Source organism: Ammoniphilus soli, assembly GCF_040813775.1.
The window spans coordinates 414,981-433,847 of record NZ_JBEGDL010000001.1; the positions used below are offsets into that span (position 1 = coordinate 414,981).

The 18,867-nt window shown below is 44.8% G+C and carries 16 protein-coding genes; all 16 read left to right on the forward strand.

The window, feature by feature from the left end; translation table 11 throughout:
* The first annotated feature begins 8 nt into the window (after window positions 1-8).
* The 16 genes from tsf to ABLT31_RS02290 all read left to right on the forward strand — a co-directional run bounded on the left by tsf (window position 9) and on the right by ABLT31_RS02290 (window position 18,865).
* A complete protein-coding gene (tsf, locus tag ABLT31_RS02215) occupies window positions 9-893 on the forward strand; it encodes a translation elongation factor Ts (protein ID WP_367748299.1) in 885 nt (294 codons plus the stop codon).
* Between the two features lie 99 nt (window positions 894-992).
* Entirely contained in the window at window positions 993-1,712 is a 720-nt protein-coding gene (pyrH, locus tag ABLT31_RS02220; protein WP_367748302.1) for a UMP kinase, read from the forward strand.
* Between the two features lie 6 nt (window positions 1,713-1,718).
* Window positions 1,719-2,276 carry a ribosome recycling factor gene (gene frr / locus ABLT31_RS02225; RefSeq protein ID WP_367748304.1) on the forward strand — a complete coding sequence of 186 codons (558 nt, stop codon included), beginning with the start codon at window positions 1,719-1,721 and terminating at the stop codon, window positions 2,274-2,276.
* Between the two features lie 69 nt (window positions 2,277-2,345).
* Window positions 2,346-3,113 (forward strand): isoprenyl transferase, encoded by a 768-nt coding sequence (locus tag ABLT31_RS02230; RefSeq protein WP_367748306.1) that lies wholly within the window; start codon window positions 2,346-2,348, stop codon window positions 3,111-3,113.
* A gap of 16 nt (window positions 3,114-3,129) precedes the next feature.
* A complete protein-coding gene (locus ABLT31_RS02235; RefSeq protein ID WP_367748308.1) occupies window positions 3,130-3,903 on the forward strand; it encodes a phosphatidate cytidylyltransferase in 774 nt (257 codons plus the stop codon).
* A 16-nt stretch (window positions 3,904-3,919) separates the two neighbouring features.
* Entirely contained in the window at window positions 3,920-5,059 is a 1,140-nt protein-coding gene (locus tag ABLT31_RS02240; protein ID WP_367748310.1) for a 1-deoxy-D-xylulose-5-phosphate reductoisomerase, read from the forward strand.
* 27 nt (window positions 5,060-5,086) lie between these two features.
* Complete coding sequence (gene rseP / locus ABLT31_RS02245) at window positions 5,087-6,334, forward strand: RIP metalloprotease RseP (protein ID WP_367748312.1); 1,248 nt, start codon at window positions 5,087-5,089, stop codon at window positions 6,332-6,334.
* 43 nt (window positions 6,335-6,377) lie between these two features.
* Window positions 6,378-8,087 carry a proline--tRNA ligase gene (locus ABLT31_RS02250; RefSeq protein WP_367748314.1) on the forward strand — a complete coding sequence of 570 codons (1,710 nt, stop codon included), beginning with the start codon at window positions 6,378-6,380 and terminating at the stop codon, window positions 8,085-8,087.
* A gap of 109 nt (window positions 8,088-8,196) precedes the next feature.
* Entirely contained in the window at window positions 8,197-12,504 is a 4,308-nt protein-coding gene (locus ABLT31_RS02255) for a PolC-type DNA polymerase III (RefSeq protein WP_367748316.1), read from the forward strand.
* A gap of 207 nt (window positions 12,505-12,711) precedes the next feature.
* Window positions 12,712-13,170 (forward strand): ribosome maturation factor RimP, encoded by a 459-nt coding sequence (rimP, locus tag ABLT31_RS02260; RefSeq protein WP_367748318.1) that lies wholly within the window; start codon window positions 12,712-12,714, stop codon window positions 13,168-13,170.
* 120 nt (window positions 13,171-13,290) lie between these two features.
* Window positions 13,291-14,403 carry a transcription termination factor NusA gene (gene nusA, locus ABLT31_RS02265; RefSeq protein ID WP_367748321.1) on the forward strand — a complete coding sequence of 371 codons (1,113 nt, stop codon included), beginning with the start codon at window positions 13,291-13,293 and terminating at the stop codon, window positions 14,401-14,403.
* A gap of 15 nt (window positions 14,404-14,418) precedes the next feature.
* Complete coding sequence (gene rnpM, locus ABLT31_RS02270) at window positions 14,419-14,700, forward strand: RNase P modulator RnpM (RefSeq protein ID WP_367748324.1); 282 nt, start codon at window positions 14,419-14,421, stop codon at window positions 14,698-14,700.
* Window positions 14,690-15,010: a YlxQ family RNA-binding protein gene (locus ABLT31_RS02275; RefSeq protein WP_367748326.1), complete on the forward strand. Its 321-nt coding sequence runs from the start codon at window positions 14,690-14,692 to the stop codon at window positions 15,008-15,010. The genes rnpM and ABLT31_RS02275 overlap by 11 nt, the downstream gene beginning before the upstream one ends.
* The gene (gene infB, locus ABLT31_RS02280) at window positions 15,007-17,433 is read left to right on the forward strand and encodes a translation initiation factor IF-2 (protein ID WP_367748329.1); all 2,427 of its coding nucleotides are present in this window, start codon (window positions 15,007-15,009) and stop codon (window positions 17,431-17,433) included. Before ABLT31_RS02275 ends, infB begins: the two co-directional genes overlap by 4 nt.
* Before the next feature lie 105 nt (window positions 17,434-17,538).
* The gene (gene rbfA / locus ABLT31_RS02285; RefSeq protein ID WP_367748332.1) at window positions 17,539-17,898 is read left to right on the forward strand and encodes a 30S ribosome-binding factor RbfA; all 360 of its coding nucleotides are present in this window, start codon (window positions 17,539-17,541) and stop codon (window positions 17,896-17,898) included.
* Complete coding sequence (locus tag ABLT31_RS02290; RefSeq protein WP_367748335.1) at window positions 17,888-18,865, forward strand: DHH family phosphoesterase; 978 nt, start codon at window positions 17,888-17,890, stop codon at window positions 18,863-18,865. Before rbfA ends, ABLT31_RS02290 begins: the two co-directional genes overlap by 11 nt.
* Window positions 18,866-18,867 lie beyond the last annotated feature (2 nt).

Consider the following 18,867-nt stretch of genomic DNA (forward strand, 5'->3'; position numbering starts at 1 on the left):
GGATCTTTATGTCTATAAGTGCAGGCATGGTTAAAGAACTTCGTGAAAAAACCGGAGCCGGAATGATGGATTGCAAAAAGGCGCTTCAAGAATCAAATGGAGATATGGAGCGTGCAGCTGAAATTCTACGTGAAAAAGGGATCGCTAAAGCGGCAAAGAAATCTGACCGCATTGCTGCAGAAGGATTGGCTTCTGTTGAAGTAAAAGGGAACTATGGTGTTGTTCTTGAAATCAACTCCGAAACAGACTTTGTTGCTAAGAATGAAGAGTTCCAAAATCTTACGAAGGAAATTTCTAGCCTCTTGGTTGAATCGCGCCCTGCTGATCTAGATGCAGCACTTGCTGCCCCAATTGGTGCTGCACCTTCTTTGAATGAGTATTTGAACGAAAAAATTGCTAAAATCGGTGAAAGAATTTCCTTGCGTCGATTCAGCGTATTAGAAAAACCTGAAAATGGTTCATTCGGTGCCTACTTACATATGGGTGGAAAGATTGGTGTATTGGTAGCTCTTGATGGAACTGCCGATGAGAGCCTTGCAAAAGATGTCGCGATGCATATCGCAGCAGCAAATCCGAAGTATGTTTCCCGCGACCAGGTATCTCAGGAAGAAGTGGAAAAGGAAAAGGAAATTTTAAAAGCGCAGGCGCTAAATGAAGGAAAACCTGCCAACATCGTCGAAAAGATGGTAGAGGGTCGCTTGAGCAAGTTCTTTGAAGAGATCTGCGTAAACGATCAAGCCTTCGTTAAAGATCCTGATAAAAAAGTAGGAAAGCTTTTAAGTGAAAAAGGCGCTTCAATCGTTACGTTTGTACGCTATGAAGTAGGGGAAGGCTTGGAAAAACGCCAAGAAAACTTTGCTGAAGAAGTAATGGCACAAACAAAGAAGCAATAAGTCAAAAGATATGGGGGACACAACGTGTTCCCCATTTTTGAAGGCTAAAAAGCGGAAAAAGTGAATTGAATTTCTTATGGAATGATTGGAGGGTCATACATGCCTCTACCCGCATTTAAGAGGGTTGTACTGAAGTTAAGTGGAGAAGCCTTAGCAGGTGAAATGGGTTATGGAATCGAAGCCAAAGTCATTGCATCCATTGCTGAACAAATTAAGGAAATCGTTGAGTTGGGTGTACAAGTGGCCATTGTCGTTGGCGGAGGAAACATTTGGCGAGGAATTGCAGGAAGCGCTAAAGGCATTGATCGCGCCACAGCTGATTATATGGGAATGCTAGCGACCGTTATGAACAGCATGGCTCTTCAGGATGGATTGGAAAAAGCAGGGGTTCCCACACGCGTTCAAACCTCGATTGAAATGAGACAGGTTGCAGAGCCTTATATTCGCAGGAAAGCCATTCGCCATTTGGAGAAAAATCGGGTTGTGATTTTTGCTGCCGGAACAGGAAATCCGTATTTTTCAACGGATACAACCGCTGCACTCCGTGCCGCTGAAATCGAAGCGGAAGTTATCCTTATGGCCAAAAATAAAGTGGATGGGGTATATAATGCAGATCCATCTACCACTCCAGATGCAGTGAAATATGAGCGCCTTTCTTTCCTTGAGGTACTAAACCAAGGTTTGGGTGTCATGGATTCTACCGCATCATCCCTTTGTATGGATAATAATATCCCGCTTGTCGTCTTCTCGATTACCGAAGAAGGTAATATTAAAAAAGCAATTATGGGAGAAAAAATTGGTACAATCGTAAAGGGGTAATGAATTATGCCACAAAACGTCATTCAAAACGCTGAAGAACGCATGTCCAAAGCTCAGGCAGCCCTGAAGAAAGAGCTTTCCAGCCTGCGTGCCGGAAGAGCGACTCCAGCTCTGCTTGATAAGGTTCTCGTCGATTATTATGGAACGCCAACTCCTGTTTCTCAAATGGCAAACGTATCGGTGCCTGAGGCTCGGTTGATTACCATCCAGCCATGGGATAAAACCCAGCTGGGACCGATAGAAAAGGCAATATTGAAATCGGATCTGGGGTTGACGCCGACAAATGATGGCAGCGTCATCCGGTTAATGATCCCTCCTTTAACAGAGGAAAGAAGAGCCGAACTTGTCAAACTGGTGAAAAAAGAAGGGGAAGAAGCGAAAGTTGCGATTCGGAACGTTCGACGCGACGCAAATGATTCGTTTAAGAAGCTTCAAAAGGATGGCACTATCTCGGAAGATGACTTGAAACGATACCAGGATCAAATTCAAAAGTCAACGGACAGCAGCATTCAGCAAGTGGATAGGATCGTCCAGGAAAAAGAAAAAGAAATTATGGAAGTCTAACTTAGATCATATTGCCCCCATCCTTTTAGTGGGGGCTTATGTATATTGCCTATTTTTGGGGGAAGACTTATGCTAAACAGAATTACCAAATGGATGCAGGGCAAGGAAGGCGAAGGATTGGCTCTTGATCTTGACCTTGATAACATTCCTCAACATATTGCGATCATTATGGACGGAAACGGAAGATGGGCAAAGAAGCGGGGATTGCCTCGGGTTGCAGGACACCGTGCCGGAATGAAAACTGTGAAAGAAATTACGAGGGCAGCGGATGAGATCGGGGTAAAGGCATTGACTCTTTATGCTTTTTCTACGGAAAATTGGAAAAGACCTAAGGATGAAGTCGAGTATCTCATGAGACTTCCCCAAGAGTATCTGCTCACAGAACTGAAAGAATTGATCGAACAGAATGTTCAAGTCCGTATGCTTGGTAATAAGGAACAACTTCCCGAATATACAATGGATGCTGTGCTGCAAGCACAGGAAAAGACTCAGAATAACACAGGCCTTATCCTGAATTTTGCGCTGAATTATGGAAGCCGGGATGAAATGCTTCATGCTATTCGCTCCATTGCAAATGAGGTTAAGACAGGGAAGCTTGACGTCACGGATATTAACGAGCAAATGATGGATCAATTCCTGTTCACGAATGGTTTGCCTGATCCGGATCTGCTCATTCGTACGAGTGGCGAGCTTCGCTTAAGTAACTTTATGCTTTGGCAGTTAGCCTATTCAGAATTATGCTTTAGTGAAGTGTATTGGCCTGATTTTAACCGAGATGAATTCTATAAAGCCATTTTTGAATACCAGCACCGGAATCGCCGCTATGGCGGGGTATAGTTGGAGTGGATAAACATTGAAGACAAGAGTGATAACTGGAGCAATTGGGGGGGCCGTGTTCCTTTCCCTTCTGTTTATGGGGGGAGTTAGCTATGGAGTCCTCCTTTTTTTCATCGCATTAGCCGGTTACTATGAATGGCTGAAGATGAATAACATATCTATATGGAGCCTGTCATCGATTACAGGGTTCCTTTTCACCATTTATTATTTTTTGCCTAGCCAAATTACCGGTGAGTTATCCCTGGAACCGTTTATTTTGCAAATGCTTATTCTTTTATCAATGCCTGTAGTCAGTAAGAATACATCCTCTATTCATGAGGTTTCTTATATATTTATAGGATCCGTCTATCTTGGGGTATCCTTGCATTACATGCTGGAGACCCGTTTGCTGGAACAAGGGCTGATCCTAACCTTGGCTGTGCTGTTAGCCGCTTGGGCCACGGATACGTCTGCTTATTTTGTTGGCAAGGCGATGGGCAGGCACAAGCTTTGGCCAACGATTAGCCCCAATAAAACGATTGAAGGGTCTGTAGGCGGGATAGTAGTGGCTGTTCTGGTGCTTGCTGTTATGTCTTTTTTTTCAGATCAGCTTGCATTCACCGATGCTTTGATTTTAGCTCTAGCGGTCTCCACTTTCGGGCAGTTAGGTGATTTAGTAGAATCTGCCGTAAAGAGAACTTTGGGTGTAAAGGATTCCGGTCAACTCTTGCCGGGACATGGCGGAGCATTAGACCGATTTGATAGCTTATTGTTTGTATTCCCTGTTTTACACCTGCTTTCGTTGATATAGGAAGGAGTGCCCTTTTTTGAAATACATATCTATATTAGGCTCTACGGGATCAATAGGAATACAGACGCTTGATGTCATTTCCGAACATCCTGAACGATTTAAAGTAACCGGTCTTGCGGCTGGATCCAATTGGGAAGAACTAGTTCGCCAGACACTGCAGTTTCGCCCGCGTATCGTTTCAGTTGGAACCAAAGAGTTGGCTGAAAAAGTTAGAATGCATATCCCACAAGATATAAAAGTCACGTATGGTTCAGATGGAGCAGCAGAAGTGGCTACCTTCCCGGAAACGAATTTTGTAGTTTCGGCAATGGTAGGGAGTGTAGGATTGGCCCCAACCTTACAGGCAATTGAAGCGGGAAAAACGATTGGTTTAGCCAATAAAGAAACACTTGTCTCGGCCGGGCATATCGTAATGGAGCTGGCGGCAGAAAAACAAGTAGACATTTTGCCGATAGACAGCGAGCATTCTGCCATCCACCAATGTCTTCAAGGAGAAAATTCCAAAACCATTAAAAGGCTGATTCTCACAGCTTCCGGTGGTTCTTTTCGGGATAAATCAAGAGAAGAATTAGAGGAGGTTACCGTCGAACAAGCTCTTAATCACCCAAACTGGAAAATGGGGGCGAAAATTACCATTGATTCTGCTACAATGATGAATAAGGGTTTGGAAGTGATAGAAGCCCATTGGCTATTCGGTTTGCCTTTTTCCCAGATCGATTGTGTCCTGCATAGGGAAAGCATTGTCCATTCGATGGTTGAGTTTAAGGACAGTGCCATTATGGCCCAGTTAGGTACACCTGACATGAGAGTGCCTATCCAATATGCGCTGAGTGAATCTGAGCGCATATCGCTCAATATTCCTTCTTTTGACTTTAGTCAAGCCCTATCGTTGAATTTTGCTCCATTAGATTGGGAAAGATATCCTGCGTTAAGGTTAGCTTATGAGTGTGGCCAGGCAGGAGGCACCTTGCCTACAGTACTGAATGCAGCCAATGAAATCATGGTGGACCGCTTTTTAAAAGGGGAAATTGCGTTTACACAAATTGAACCTTTTATTGAAAAAGTGTTAGAAAAGCACCAGAATATAGCTAATCCTCAGATTGAGACGATTTGGGAGGCAGATCATTGGGCACGAAGAGAGGCCAGCTTAGTCTAAAACAATTAGCCGGAAAGGTGGGGTATTATGTTTGAGGTCTTATCCATCATTCTAGTTTTTGGTGCGTTGGTTTTTTTCCACGAGTTGGGACATTTGGTTTTTGCAAAACGTGCTGGGATACTCTGCCGGGAGTTTGCACTAGGCATGGGTCCGAAGCTGTTTTCATTCAAAAGAGGCGAGACGACGTATACGCTTCGCTTACTCCCCATTGGGGGATTTGTCCGAATGGCTGGTGAAGACCCCGAAGTCGTGAAAATTAACTCGGGCCAAGAAGTCGGAATAATTGTTGAGAACGATCAGGTGAAGCGAATTATTGTTGACCAGTTAAGATCCCATCCTCATGCAGAAATCGTTTCAGTTGAACGGATAGATATGGAGCGGAAATTAACCCTAGAAGCGTATGTGGATGGGGAGTTGCAAAAGTGGAATATTCATCCGCAGGCCATGTTGGTATCACACGGCCAGGATATTCAGATTGCTCCATGGGATCGCCAGTTTGGAAGCAAAACGGTAGGACAAAGGGCAGCAGCAATCTTTGCCGGGCCTGCAGCCAATTTTATCCTTGCTTTTATACTCCTGCTGGTCATGGCCCTTTCTTATGGAACGCCCACCAATCTTCCTTTTCTTGGAGAAATCAGTCCGGGAGGACCTGCTGAACGGGCAGAACTGAAGCAAGGAGACCGGATTTTACAAGTGGATAATCAAGAGGTTCAGTCCTGGGAAGATATTGTAAAGATCGTGAGCCAATCTCCAGGAAAAGAACTGACATTTATTATCGAAAGAAATAAAGAGCAATTTACCGTTCCTTTAGTGACTGATTCTGTAGATGTCGAGGGGCAAACGGTAGGAAAGATTGGAGTTTATCCGCCAGTGACTACAGAGTTTGGTCCGTCCATCCGATATGCCGGGGATACGACCTGGCAGTTTTCGACTCTCATTTTCAAGGGACTGGGAATGCTGGTGACCGGAAAGGTGTCGATGGATGAGTTATCTGGTCCTGTCGGAATTTTCAACTATACCTATGAGGCTGCCGAAAAGGGAGTGGCCATCCTGTTAAAGTGGGCAGCCATATTAAGCATAAACCTGGGGATCATTAATCTCCTTCCTCTCCCTGCTTTAGATGGAGGAAGACTGGTGTTTTTGATGCTAGAGGCTTTACGTGGCAGACCAGTGGATCCCCAGAAAGAGGGAATGGTTCATTTCTTGGGATTTGCTTTTCTCATGTTATTGATCCTAGTTATTACATGGAACGATATCCAAAGGTTTTTCTTCTAATTTATAGATCAAGTGGTGCATGTGGTTAAGGAGGATGAATGATTTGCGTCAGTCTAGCTTGTTTCTTCCTACTCTAAGGGAAGTGCCGTCGGAAGCCGAAATTGTAAGTCATCAGTTAATGCTTCGCGCCGGTTTGATTCGGCAATTGGTATCAGGGGTGTACTCGTACTTGCCTCTGGGATACCGTGTGGTTCGAAAAGTCACTGAGATTGTTCGTCAAGAGATGGATCGCTCAGGAGCTCAGGAAATTTCCATGCCGGCCATCCAACCAGCAGAACTCTGGCAGGAAACAGGGCGATGGGAAGCCTATGGTCCCGAGCTGATGAGGCTGAAGGATCGCCATGACCGCAGCTTTGTATTAGGTCCAACCCATGAAGAGGTAGTGACAAGCATTGCCCGGGATGGAATTAATTCCTATAAGAGATTACCCATTAACTTATATCAAATCCAAACCAAGTATCGTGATGAGGTTAGACCTCGATTCGGTGTGATCCGAGCAAGGGAATTTATTATGAAAGATGCCTATTCCTTTGATTCGGACCGAGAAGGTCTCGATCGCAGTTATCAAGCTATGTATGATGCCTACACCCGTATTTTCACGAGATGCGGGATGGATTTTCGTGCTGTTGAAGCCGATGCAGGTGCCATCGGAGGAAAAGGGACCCACGAGTTTATGGCGCTCTCGGACATTGGAGAAGATACGATTGCGTACTGTACTTCATGTAATTATGCCGCTAACTTGGAAAAAGCAGACGTTGTCTATCAAGGGCAAGCCTCTGCGGAGACTCCTGCTGAACTGGAGAAGGTACATACGCCATCGGTAAAAACGATTGCCCAGCTCAGTGAATTTTTGGGCTTGCCGGCGCATAAAACAATCAAATCGCTTTTGTTTAAGGTCGATCAGCAATATGTGCTTGCCCTTATTCGCGGGGATCACGATTTGAATGATGTGAAATTAAAAAATATGTTCGATGCGAATGTGATCTCGATGGCTACCGAGCAAGAAGTGTTGGATGTACTTGGTTCTCCGGTTGGATTTGTCGGGCCAGTAGGGCTCTCTGGAAAGAGAGTAACCATTGTGGCTGATGAGGCCGTAAAAGATATGGTAAATGGTGTAGTGGGTGCTGGAGCTGTTGATTATCACTTCCGAAACGCTACACCAGGTAAAGATTTTGAAGTAGCACAGTACGGGGATTTAAGGAACATTGAAGAAGGAGATCCTTGCCCGCAGTGCGGAAGTGACATTCAGTTCGCTAGAGGCATCGAAGTGGGGCATGTCTTTAAGCTTGGAACTCGTTATAGCGAAAAAATGAAGGCCACCTTCCTTGACGAAAATGGGAAAGAAAAGCCGATGATCATGGGCTGCTACGGGATTGGGATTTCTCGTACGGTTGCTGCGGTCGTTGAGCAAAATCATGATGAGAATGGAATCATATGGCCGTTATCTATAGCGCCGTATCAGGTTCATCTGATCGCCGTTAATACAAAAAATGAGGATCAGGTGAAGCTTGCGGAGACTCTTTATGAATCCTTACAAGGTGCGGGATTCGAAGTCTTATACGATGATCGCCCTGAGCGAGCGGGTGTTAAATTCAAAGATGCAGACCTCATAGGAATTCCATTAAGGGTTACCGTTGGCGGGAAAGCTAGTGAAGGGATTGTCGAGTGCAAGATTCGCAAAACCGGTGAAATGTTGGAAATCTCGGCTGACCAGGTTTTAAACTATATGAAAGAAACACTTTCTAAGCTATAATAAAACTAGTGGATGGGTTCCGATGACACTCGGAACTCATTTTACATTTCTAAGACTTGTATATGCTGGTTTTGGGACATAAGAAACCGAAAAGCAGAGGTGTTTGGGGATGCAGCAATGGCTGGAACAGAAGGAGCGATTTCAACTTCTTTTGCGACAGGCTGACATACCTGAAGAGTATCGAAGCCAATATTTTGCAGAGGGAAGAATCGATAGACTAGAACTGACACGACAGAACAAGCAGTGGACTTTTTATATTGAACTAGAAAAGATGTTGCCAAGCCTCGTATACCGTGCTTTTTTTCAACGGATCCAGGAGACTTTTTCGCATATCGCTTTGGTAGATTGCTATATAACCTATATGGAGCCCGTTGATATCCTAGCCTTTATTGGAGATTATTGGGGATACATCGTTGACCTGGTTGCTGGTCAAGTCTCATCATCTGCTGCCTTTATGAAAGAATCCTTGCCGGAAGTCATGGGCAATAAAGTCATTTTATCTGTTACCAATGAAATCGCGCTTTCAATGGTCAAAAAGAAGGAAATTGACCGTTTGATTGCCGGATTGATTGAAAAAATTTCGGGAACGCGCGTGCCTGTTGAATTTAAAGTCGTAGAGTCAGAGGAAGATTATCAGGCGTTTCTGGAGCAGAGAATGCAAGAAGACCGTTCTCGTGCCATGGAGGCTTTAATTGAAACCGAAAAAGAAAAGGAAAAAGGAGACTCATCGACTCTGGCTGAAGCAAATGTCGAGTTTCTCATTGGCTATAAAATCCAGGATGAGCCTAGTCCGATCCAGCAGATTGTAGAAGAGGAAAAAAGAATTACCATTCAGGGGCAAGTGTTTGCCTCGGAAATTCGGGAACTGAAGAGCGGGAGATCCCTACTAACATTCCGTGTAACCGATTATACGGACTCGATTAGCGTGAAGATCTTTTCGCGGGATAAAGAAGACCTTGTCATGATGAAGGCAGTTAAAGAGGGAATGTGGGTTAAGGTTAGGGGTCGAGTAACGTACGATCAGTTTGCCCGCGAACTGGCTATGGAAGCCAATGATGTGAACGAAATCAAGCCTAAATTCAGGGAGGATACAGCTCCTGAAAAAAGGATTGAGCTTCATTTGCATACGCCAATGAGTACGATGGATGCAATAACGCCTGTGAAAAAGTTAGTTGCCCAAGCTGCGAAGTGGGGCCATCCGGCGATTGCCATTACGGATCACGCGGGTGTGCAAAGCTTTCCAGAAGCTTATAGTGCGGGGCAAAAAGCAGGAATCAAGATCATTTACGGACTAGAGGCGAATATTGTAAATGACGGTGCACCTATTGCCTACAATCCAATTGATATGCCTTTAAAAGAAGCAACCTATGTTATTTTTGACGTGGAAACGACCGGTTTATCGGTAGTTTACAATAAAATTATCGAGTTAGCAGCAGTAAAAATTGTGAATGGGGAGGTCGTGGACCGCTTCGAACGGTTTGCTAATCCTCATGAGAGCTTGACCAATACGATTATCGATTTAACCGGGATTACGGATGATATGCTTGTCGATGCTCCGGAAATTGACCAGGTGCTTAATGACTTTCGGGAGTTTGTCGGGGATGCGGTACTCGTAGCTCATAACGCCAGATTTGATATGGGGTTCATAAATACGGGCTATCGGAAGCTTAATCAGCCGGAATTAACAAATGCCGTCATCGATACTTTGGAATTGGCGCGCTTTCTTTTACCAGAACTCAAGAACCACCGTTTAAATACGATCAGTAATTACTTGAATGTTGAACTGGTGAGTCACCACCGTGCCGTTTACGATGCAGAAGCAACGGGCCATGTCCTTTGGAAAATGGTGCTTCGCTTAGAAGAGCGAAACATGACCAATTTAAATCAATTGAATGACTATATCGGAAGCAATGGCGATTGGATGCGTCAACGGCCTTTCCATTCCATTATTCTTGTGAAAAATCAGGTCGGCTTGCGTAATTTGTATATCCTGGTTTCTAAGGCTCATACCGAATATTTCCATCGTGTTCCGCGAATTCCCCGAAGCGAATTGATTAAGCACCGAGAAGGGCTTATTATTGGTTCAGGATGTGAACGCGGGGAATTGTTTGAAACGGTGATGCAAAAATCGATCGACGAAGCGGAGGAAGTCGCTAAATTTTATGACTACCTAGAAATACAGCCAACGTATTATAATCTTCACCTGATTGAAAAGGAACTAGTCAAAGATGAAGAAGCTTTGCAGGATATTAACCGCAAAATCATGGATTTGGGTCGAAAATTAGGCAAACCAGTAGTTGCCACCGGTAACGTTCACTATCTGGAGCGACACGAAAAAATTTACCGGCAAATTCTTATCCGCAGTTTAGGCGGAGCGAGTATGCTGAAGCCGGATAAGCTGCCAGATGCCCATTTTTCGACGACCAATGAATTCCTGGAAGAATTCCGCTATTTGGGAGAGGATCAGGCCTATGCTGCCGTAGTAGCGGGACCGAGACAAGTGAACGAATGGATTGAAGAGGTTAAGCCTATTCCTGACAAGTTGTTTACGCCAAAGATTGATGGAGCAAATGAGGATACGGAAGTGATGAGCTTCGAACGGGCCAAAAGCATCTATGGCGACCCTCTGCCTGATTTGGTTCAAAAGCGGCTCGAGAAAGAGCTGAATAGCATCATTGGTCATGGGTTTGCCGTTATTTATCTGATCTCGCATAAGCTTGTAAAGAAGTCTTTGGATGATGGTTATTTGGTAGGGTCGCGTGGTTCCGTAGGATCGTCATTTGTTGCGACGATGATGGAGATCACGGAAGTAAATCCACTCCCTCCGCATTACGTTTGTCCGAGCTGCAAGCACTCTGAGTTCATTGAAGATGGGTCCGTGGCATGCGGCTATGACTTGCCTGATAAGCAGTGTCCGCAATGCGGCGCTGAATACAATAAAGATGGGCATGATATCCCATTTGAAACATTCCTGGGCTTTAAGGGGGATAAGGTTCCCGATATCGACTTAAACTTTTCAGGAGAGTACCAGCCTCGAGCACACAATTATACGAAGGTATTGTTTGGCCCGGATTATGTATACCGTGCAGGAACGATAGGTACAGTAGCTGATAAAACGGCCTACGGGTTCGTCAAAAAGTTTGAAGAAGAAAAAGGGCTTCAGCTAAAAAATACAGAGATTCTTCGTCTAGCCTCCGGGTGTACCGGTGTAAAGCGTACCACGGGTCAGCATCCAGGCGGAATTATTGTAGTTCCGGATTACACGGACATTTATGATTTTTCTCCCATTCAATTTCCAGCGGATGATAAGGAATCTGAATGGAAGACGACTCATTTTGACTTTCATTCTATCCATGATAATCTGCTGAAATTGGATATACTCGGTCACGATGATCCCACGGCCATTCGTATGCTTCAGGATCTGACCGGACTAGATCCGAAAAAGATCCCAACAGATGACAAGCAGGTGATGGCGCTCTTTAGCAGTACGGAGTCTCTCGGGGTGACTACCGAGCAAATCCGTACCAATACGGGGACGTTAGGTATACCGGAATTTGGTACAAAATTTGTCCGTCAAATGCTAGAAGATACGAAACCATCTACCTTTGCGGAGTTAGTGCAGATCTCCGGTCTTTCCCATGGGACGGATGTATGGCTTAACAACGCTCAAGAATTGATTCGAAAAGGTACGTGTACGCTGAAAGAGGTTATTGGGTGTCGTGACGATATCATGGTGTATTTGATGTATAAGGGCTTGGAGCCTAGTGTTGCCTTTAAAATCATGGAAAGTGTCCGCAAAGGGAAAGGTCTCACCCCTGAGATGGAAGAGGACATGAAGCAAAACAATGTGCCGGATTGGTATATTTGGTCATGCAAGCAAATCAAGTACATGTTTCCGAAAGCTCATGCTACAGCCTATGTACTGATGGCAGTCAGGATTGCCTATTTTAAGGTTCACTATCCTCTTGAATATTATGCGACCTATTTTACCGTGCGCGCCGATGATTTTGATATTCCAGTCATGGTGAAAGGCAGTCCTGCCATCCGGGCGAAAATCGAAGAAATTGAAAGAAAAGGAAACGATGCCCAGCCTAAAGAAAAAAACTTGCTAACCGTCCTGGAAATCGCCTTGGAGATGTGCGAGCGCGGGTTCCACTTTAAGAACATTGATTTATACCGTTCGCACGCTACCCAATTCTTATTGGATGGGGACGGACTCATTCCCCCTTTCAATTCCTTGCCTGGAGTTGGAACGAACGCGGCCATTAATATCGCAGCTGCGAGGGAGAATGGGGAGTTCTTATCCATTGAGGACCTGCAGCAAAGGTCTAAGGTATCCAAGACGGTCATCGAATACTTGCAAGAGCAAGGCTGCTTAAAGGGGCTTCCAGAATCTAATCAGTTATCGCTGTTCTAGAAACCAGGAGCCCATAGATTTCAAGTGCCTGTTATTGCTAGGGCTTGTGGATTATGGTATAATCTTTTTGGAAATACTAAGGATACGGAATTTGCAAGAGTGGGGAAACCCACTCTTTCGTTTTATCCTAATTAGGTGTTGAACGTAACGCAAGTCAATTTGTCAGCGCCATACATCAATCATAAAGCACTTGAAGGAGGAAATCCGATGGGTAAGAATGTAACTACAGTAGTTGAAGAACTCGTGACACCCATCCTTGCAGACATGAGCATAGAGCTCGTTGATATAGAATATGTGAAAGAGGGAAACAATTGGTTCCTGCGCGTATACATCGATAAAGAAGGCGGTATAGACATTGAGGACTGTGGGGCTGTCAGTGAAAAGCTGAGCAAGCGTCTTGATGAAGTAGACCCTATCCCTGATGCCTATTTTCTTGAAGTATCCTCGCCAGGCATCGAACGCCCATTGAAGAAGGAAAAGGACTTTCGTTGGTCCATCGGGAAACGAGTCCATCTTAAAACCAAAGAGCCGATAGAGGACTTGAAGGTTTTCGAAGGGATCCTCTCCCAATTCGATCAGGGGTTAATTACCATCCAGGAAGAGCAAAAATCTTACGTCATTCCGTACGATAAGGTGGAAAATGCCCGATTAGCCTTTGTTTTTTAGTTATACATAGGCCCAAGCTGTTATAGAATAAGGGGTTCTTTTACAAGGACACGGATTGCTGGAGGCAGGACGTATACTCGACGTAGTGCACCAGCACAAAGATGAAGGAGGAGTAATTCGGTGAATTCGGATTTTATTGAAGCGTTAAATGATCTGGAAAAGGAAAAAGGCATAAATAAAGAAATATTGATTGAAGCCATTGAGGCTGCCTTGATTTCGGGCTATAAGAGGAATTTTAATTCAGCCCAGAATGTACGCGTTGATATTAACCGCGATACAGGTGCTGTCAAGGTGTTTGCCCGCAAAAACGTGGTGGAGGAAGTATTAGACCCCCGCTTAGAAATCTCCCTCGAGGCCGCACAGGAAATTGACCCCAATTTTACGTTCGATGATATCGTTGAAATTGAGGTGACACCGCGCGATTTTGGTAGAATTGCCGCACAGACGGCCAAGCAAGTCGTTACCCAAAGGATAAGGGAAGCTGAACGTGGAATAATTTTCAGTGAGTTTATTGACCGAGAAGATGATATTATTACCGGTATTGTCCAACGCCAGGATGCACGCAATTATTACATTGACTTGGGGAAAGTGGAAGCCATCATGCCCGTCAACGAAAAAATGCCGGGAGAAAACTTTCAACAGGGTGATCGGATTAAAGCGTACATTACCAAGGTCGAGAAAACGACGAAGGGGCCGCAAATTTTTGTTTCCCGGACTCATCCGGGCTTACTGAAACGGTTGTTCGAGCTCGAGGTTCCTGAAATTTTTGATGGTGTGGTGGAGTTGAAATCCGTGGCCCGAGAAGCGGGGGATCGTTCGAAAATTGCCGTTCATTCCATTGATCCCAATGTTGACCCTGTAGGGGCTTGTGTTGGTCCGAAAGGGGCACGAGTGCAGACGATTGTTAACGAACTGCGCGGCGAAAAAATTGACATTGTAAGATGGTCAGAGGATCCGACGGTATATGTAGCTAATGCGCTTAGTCCTTCTAAGGTTATCTCCGTAGAGGTATCAGAAGAGGAAAAGATGACGCGGGTAATGGTTCCGGATTACCAACTATCCCTAGCTATAGGGAAAAGAGGGCAGAACGCCCGATTAGCCGCTAAGCTGACAGGGTGGAAAATTGATATCAAAAGCGAATCCCAAGCCAAAAAAGAAGGATACGAGGTGCCGGAGGGCGATTATGGTATAATGGAAGAAGAGGCTGTTGACGATCAACGTGTAAATGAGTAGGAGGGGGGCGGTCTGATGAAGCCTAAGAAGATCCCTATGCGAAAGTGCGTAGCTTGTCAGGAGATGATCCCCAAAAAAGAATTGATTCGTGTGGTCCGTGGAACGGAAGGGCAAGTAAAAATTGACTTAACGGGTAAGGCCTCCGGAAGAGGAGCATATATATGCCGAAAGCAGGATTGCTTTTCCCTAGCGAGAAAACGTAAAGCACTGGATAGATCTTTAGAGGTTTCCATTCCCGAGGAAGTGTATGAGCGGCTAGAAATGGACTTGATTGGGATGGGTGCACGTGAACCATAAAATAGAACAGTTTTTAGGGCTTGCGCAGAGGGCTGGAAAGCTCGTTACGGGGGAAGAGCTGGTGGTGAAGGCTGTGCGTTCAAAGCTGGCTCACCTTGTCATTCTATCTGGTGATGCGTCTGATAATACGAAGAAGAAATTGATGGATAAGTGTCGAACATATGACATCCCTTTACGTTTGTTTGCTGACAGATATCGTCTTGGGCATTACATTGGTAAGGAACAGAGGGTTGTCATCGGTGTAAAGGATAGTGGTTTTGCCCGTGAACTACTGAAGTATTTGGACCAAGATGAAGGGGGTAACGTATGAATAAATTGAGAGTCTATGAGTACGCTAAACAAATTAACATGTCAAGCAAAGAGCTTATTAGCGTTCTTAAGAAGGTGAATGTGGAAGTAGCGAACCACATGAGCACTCTTGAGGCTGATGCCATCTCTAAAGTAGAGAATCATATAAAGGGTCTTAAGAATCAATCAAACGCCTCCTCTAAACCTCCAGAGGCTGCAAATAAAATGCCAGAGTCAAGGCCTGTACAGGGAGGCCCATCAGGGCAAGGAGGAAATGAAAAGAGGCCGCAAACGGGTATGCAGAATTCTAACCGGAACCAGCGCGGTCAGCAGCGCGATCCACGGTCAGGTCAGCGACCCGGCTTTCAGGGTCAACAGCAAGGCCAACAACGAGGTACGGGAGAACAACAGAGAAGACCGTCAAATCAACAGACGGAAAACAACAAGCCATTCAATGGTGAGAAGGAAAAGAGAGGGAATTTGGTGGAGAAAAAAAATAATAACAACAATATTGCAAAGAAGTCACCTACGCCGGCTAATACAGATGAGAATTACGCATCTCGAGGAAAGACCAAGGTCAAGTCGAAAGGGAATCCCAAACGCTTCGATGATAACAAAAACTCGGTTGATTTCAGCAACAAGCTAAAGAACAAAAAGGGCAGCCAGCCAGAACCGAGAGGACCAAAGCCCCTACCGGATAAACTTGTCTTTTCTGAAGGAATGACCGTAGGAGAACTATCGAAAAAGTTAAATCGAGAATCTTCTGAGATCATTAAAAAGCTTCTTTTCCTCGGTGTCATGGCCAATATCAACCAGGAATTGGAAAGCGACACGATTACCCTCATAGCGACTGAATATGGGGTAGAAGTTGAGGAGAAAATCCTTATCAATGAGTTGGAATTTGAAACCATTGAGGAAGTGGATGAGCCTTCCCAATTGTCTGAACGCCCGCCAGTAGTTACCATCATGGGTCACGTAGACCACGGAAAAACAACTCTTCTGGATGCGATCCGTGAATCCAAAGTTGTTTCTACAGAGGCCGGAGGAATTACACAGCATATTGGCGCCTATCAAGTGGAAATCAATGACAAGAAGATCACCTTCTTGGATACACCTGGTCACGCGGCCTTTACGTCAATGCGCGCTCGCGGAGCTAAAGTAACGGATCTTACTATCTTGGTTGTGGCTGCAGACGATGGCGTAATGCCTCAAACTGTTGAAGCTATCAACCATGCGAAAGCAGCGAATGTTCCCATTATCGTAGCTGTTAATAAAATGGATAAACCTGCGGCAAATCCTGATCGGGTGATGCAGGAACTGACTGAACACGGCTTGGTGTCTGAAGCATGGGGAGGCGATACCATCTTCGTAAATCTCTCAGCTTTAAAGAGAGAAGGCTTGGATGAGTTGTTAGAAATGATCCTTCTTGTTGCGGAAGTTCAAGAGTTCAAGGCTAACCCGGATAAGAGAGCTAGAGGAACTGTAATTGAGGCAGAACTTGATCGCGGTCGAGGACCAGTGGCTACTGTGCTTGTACAACACGGAACGTTGAAGGTTGGAGATCCTCTGGTTGTAGGAAGTGCATTTGGGCGCGTGAGAGCTATGGTAAACGATAAGGGCCGCCGGATAAAGGAAGCAGGTCCAAGTACACCAGTAGAGATTACTGGACTGAACGATGTACCTCAAGCTGGAGATCAGTTCATGGTCTTTGAAGATGAGAAAAAGGCAAGATCCATTGGAGAAAAAAGAGCATCTAAGCGAAGAGAAAATGAGTTGAGGGCATCTGCAAGGGTATCTTTAGATGATTTGTTCAACCAAATCAAAGAAGGCGACGTCAAGGAAGTAGGCGTTATTATAAAAGCTGACGTTCAGGGATCGGCTGAGGCATTAAAGGGATCTCTGGAAAAAATTAATGTTGAAGGAGCCAGAGTTCGCATCATCCACACAGGGGTAGGAGCCATTACAGAATCAGACGTTGTGCTTGCGGATGCGTCTAATGCCATTATTATTGGCTTTAATGTACGTCCTGATGCAAATGCCAAGTCGGTAGCGGAATCCCAAAAGGTGGATATCAGGCTCCACCGGATTATTTACAAAGTCATGGAAGAAATTGAAGCTGCGATGAAAGGGATGCTGGATCCGAACTTCCAGGAGAAAACGATTGGGCAAGCGGAAGTTCGTCAAGTCTTCAAGGTATCCAAGGTCGGCAATATTGCCGGATGTATGGTGACAGACGGAAAAATCACCCGGGATTCTGGCGTTCGCGTAATCCGTGATGGGATTGTCATCTTTGAAGGTAAAATCGATGCCTTAAAGCGATTTAAAGATGACGCCAAGGAAGTTGCCCAAGGGTATGAGTGCGGAATTACCATAGAAAAATATAACGATATAAAAGAAGGAGACATCATTGAAGCCTTTATTATGGAAGAAGTTCCGGCATCCTAAGATCTGTTAGGATAAACCTATGATGTTAACTTAAAATAACGAAGCAAGGAATTTTAACGCCGCCGGGGCATTACCGGCGGCTCATTAATACTCGAGGTGAGGGCCATGAGTAAAGTTCGTGTAAGCCGAATTGGCGAGCAGATGAAAAAAGAATTAAGTCAAATTATCCAACGGGAAATTAAAGATCCGCGAATTGGTTTCGTCACTGTAACCGGTGTGGAGGTCGCTGGAGATTTACAATTGGCTAAGGTATTTATTAGCGTGATGGGAAATGAAGAGCAGAAGGAGAATTCCTTAGGCGCCTTAAATAAGGCAAAAGGATTTATTCGCAGCGAGCTCGGAAAACGAATTCAGCTTCGCCATACACCGGATCTCCAATTCAAGGTTGATGAATCCATTAGCTATGGCAGCCGTATTGAAACTATACTAAAAGATATCAAGAAGGATACGGACCATGAACTATAAACAGGATCTGGAGGCAGCAGGTCGTTTCCTTAGGGAGAACGACCGCTTTCTTGTTGTAAACCACGTTAGTCCAGATGGGGATGCGACAGGCTCAATTCTTGCGATGGGGCATATGCTGCAAGCGCTGGGTAAAGAATTTGTCCTTGTAAATGAAGGATCAACTCCAGAAAAATTCTTGTTTATTCCACATAGTAATAAAATTATCAATTTGTCTGAAGAGAAACCAGATGGATTATTCGATCATGCTATTGCTTTAGATTGCGGAGATTTCCTGAGAGTAGGGGAAGCCGCGCGTTATTTTACAAAGGATGTCCAATTGTTGAATGTGGATCATCATCCTACGAATGATCTGTTTGGAAAATTTAATCTTGTCCGTACCGATGCTTGTGCGACTGCGGAAATTTTATATGACTTAGTAAAAGAAATGGGTATACCTTTACATACTGGCTTAGCCACATCGTTATATATGGGTCTTCTAACGGATACGGGTGGATTCAGGTATTCTAATACAACGGCGGAAGTCTTGCAAAAAGCAGCGGATTTATTGAATCATGGAGTGTCTCCGTCTGAAGTGGCGGAGCGTTGCTTAGAAACCATTACTGCTTCTTACTTGCGTTTGCTAAGAGAGGTTTTGCCTACCCTTACGATGGATTTTAATGATGAAGCGGCTTATCTTACTATAACCCTGGAAGCGATGGAAGTGAGCCAAGCTAATCCGGAAGATATGGAAGGCATTGTGAATTACGCGAGAAATATAGAAGGTGTTGAAGTGGGAGTTTTATTTAAGCAAATGGATCCGGAAACGGTAAAAGTCAGCTTTCGTTCGAATAAGAAAGTAGATGTCTCAGCCATTGCCAAAGAACTTGGCGGTGGAGGTCATGCTAAAGCTGCGGGCTGCACGGTGAAAGGAAGTTTGCCCGAAGTAATAGAGATTGTCAAGAATAGACTTGGACAAGCTTGGAGCTGACA

Coding starts and splice junctions, on each gene's coding strand:
- infB (WP_367748329.1), top strand. CDS start 15,007: ATGAATAAATTGAGAGTCTATGAGTACGCTAAACAAATTAACATGTCA.
- ABLT31_RS02290 (WP_367748335.1), top strand. CDS start 17,888: ATGAACTATAAACAGGATCTGGAGGCAGCAGGTCGTTTCCTTAGGGAG.
- pyrH (WP_367748302.1), top strand. CDS start 993: ATGCCTCTACCCGCATTTAAGAGGGTTGTACTGAAGTTAAGTGGAGAA.
- rnpM (WP_367748324.1), top strand. CDS start 14,419: ATGAAGCCTAAGAAGATCCCTATGCGAAAGTGCGTAGCTTGTCAGGAG.
- rseP (WP_367748312.1), top strand. CDS start 5,087: ATGTTTGAGGTCTTATCCATCATTCTAGTTTTTGGTGCGTTGGTTTTT.
- tsf (WP_367748299.1), top strand. CDS start 9: ATGTCTATAAGTGCAGGCATGGTTAAAGAACTTCGTGAAAAAACCGGA.
- ABLT31_RS02255 (WP_367748316.1), top strand. CDS start 8,197: ATGCAGCAATGGCTGGAACAGAAGGAGCGATTTCAACTTCTTTTGCGA.
- rimP (WP_367748318.1), top strand. CDS start 12,712: ATGGGTAAGAATGTAACTACAGTAGTTGAAGAACTCGTGACACCCATC.
- rbfA (WP_367748332.1), top strand. CDS start 17,539: ATGAGTAAAGTTCGTGTAAGCCGAATTGGCGAGCAGATGAAAAAAGAA.
- frr (WP_367748304.1), top strand. CDS start 1,719: ATGCCACAAAACGTCATTCAAAACGCTGAAGAACGCATGTCCAAAGCT.
- ABLT31_RS02230 (WP_367748306.1), top strand. CDS start 2,346: ATGCTAAACAGAATTACCAAATGGATGCAGGGCAAGGAAGGCGAAGGA.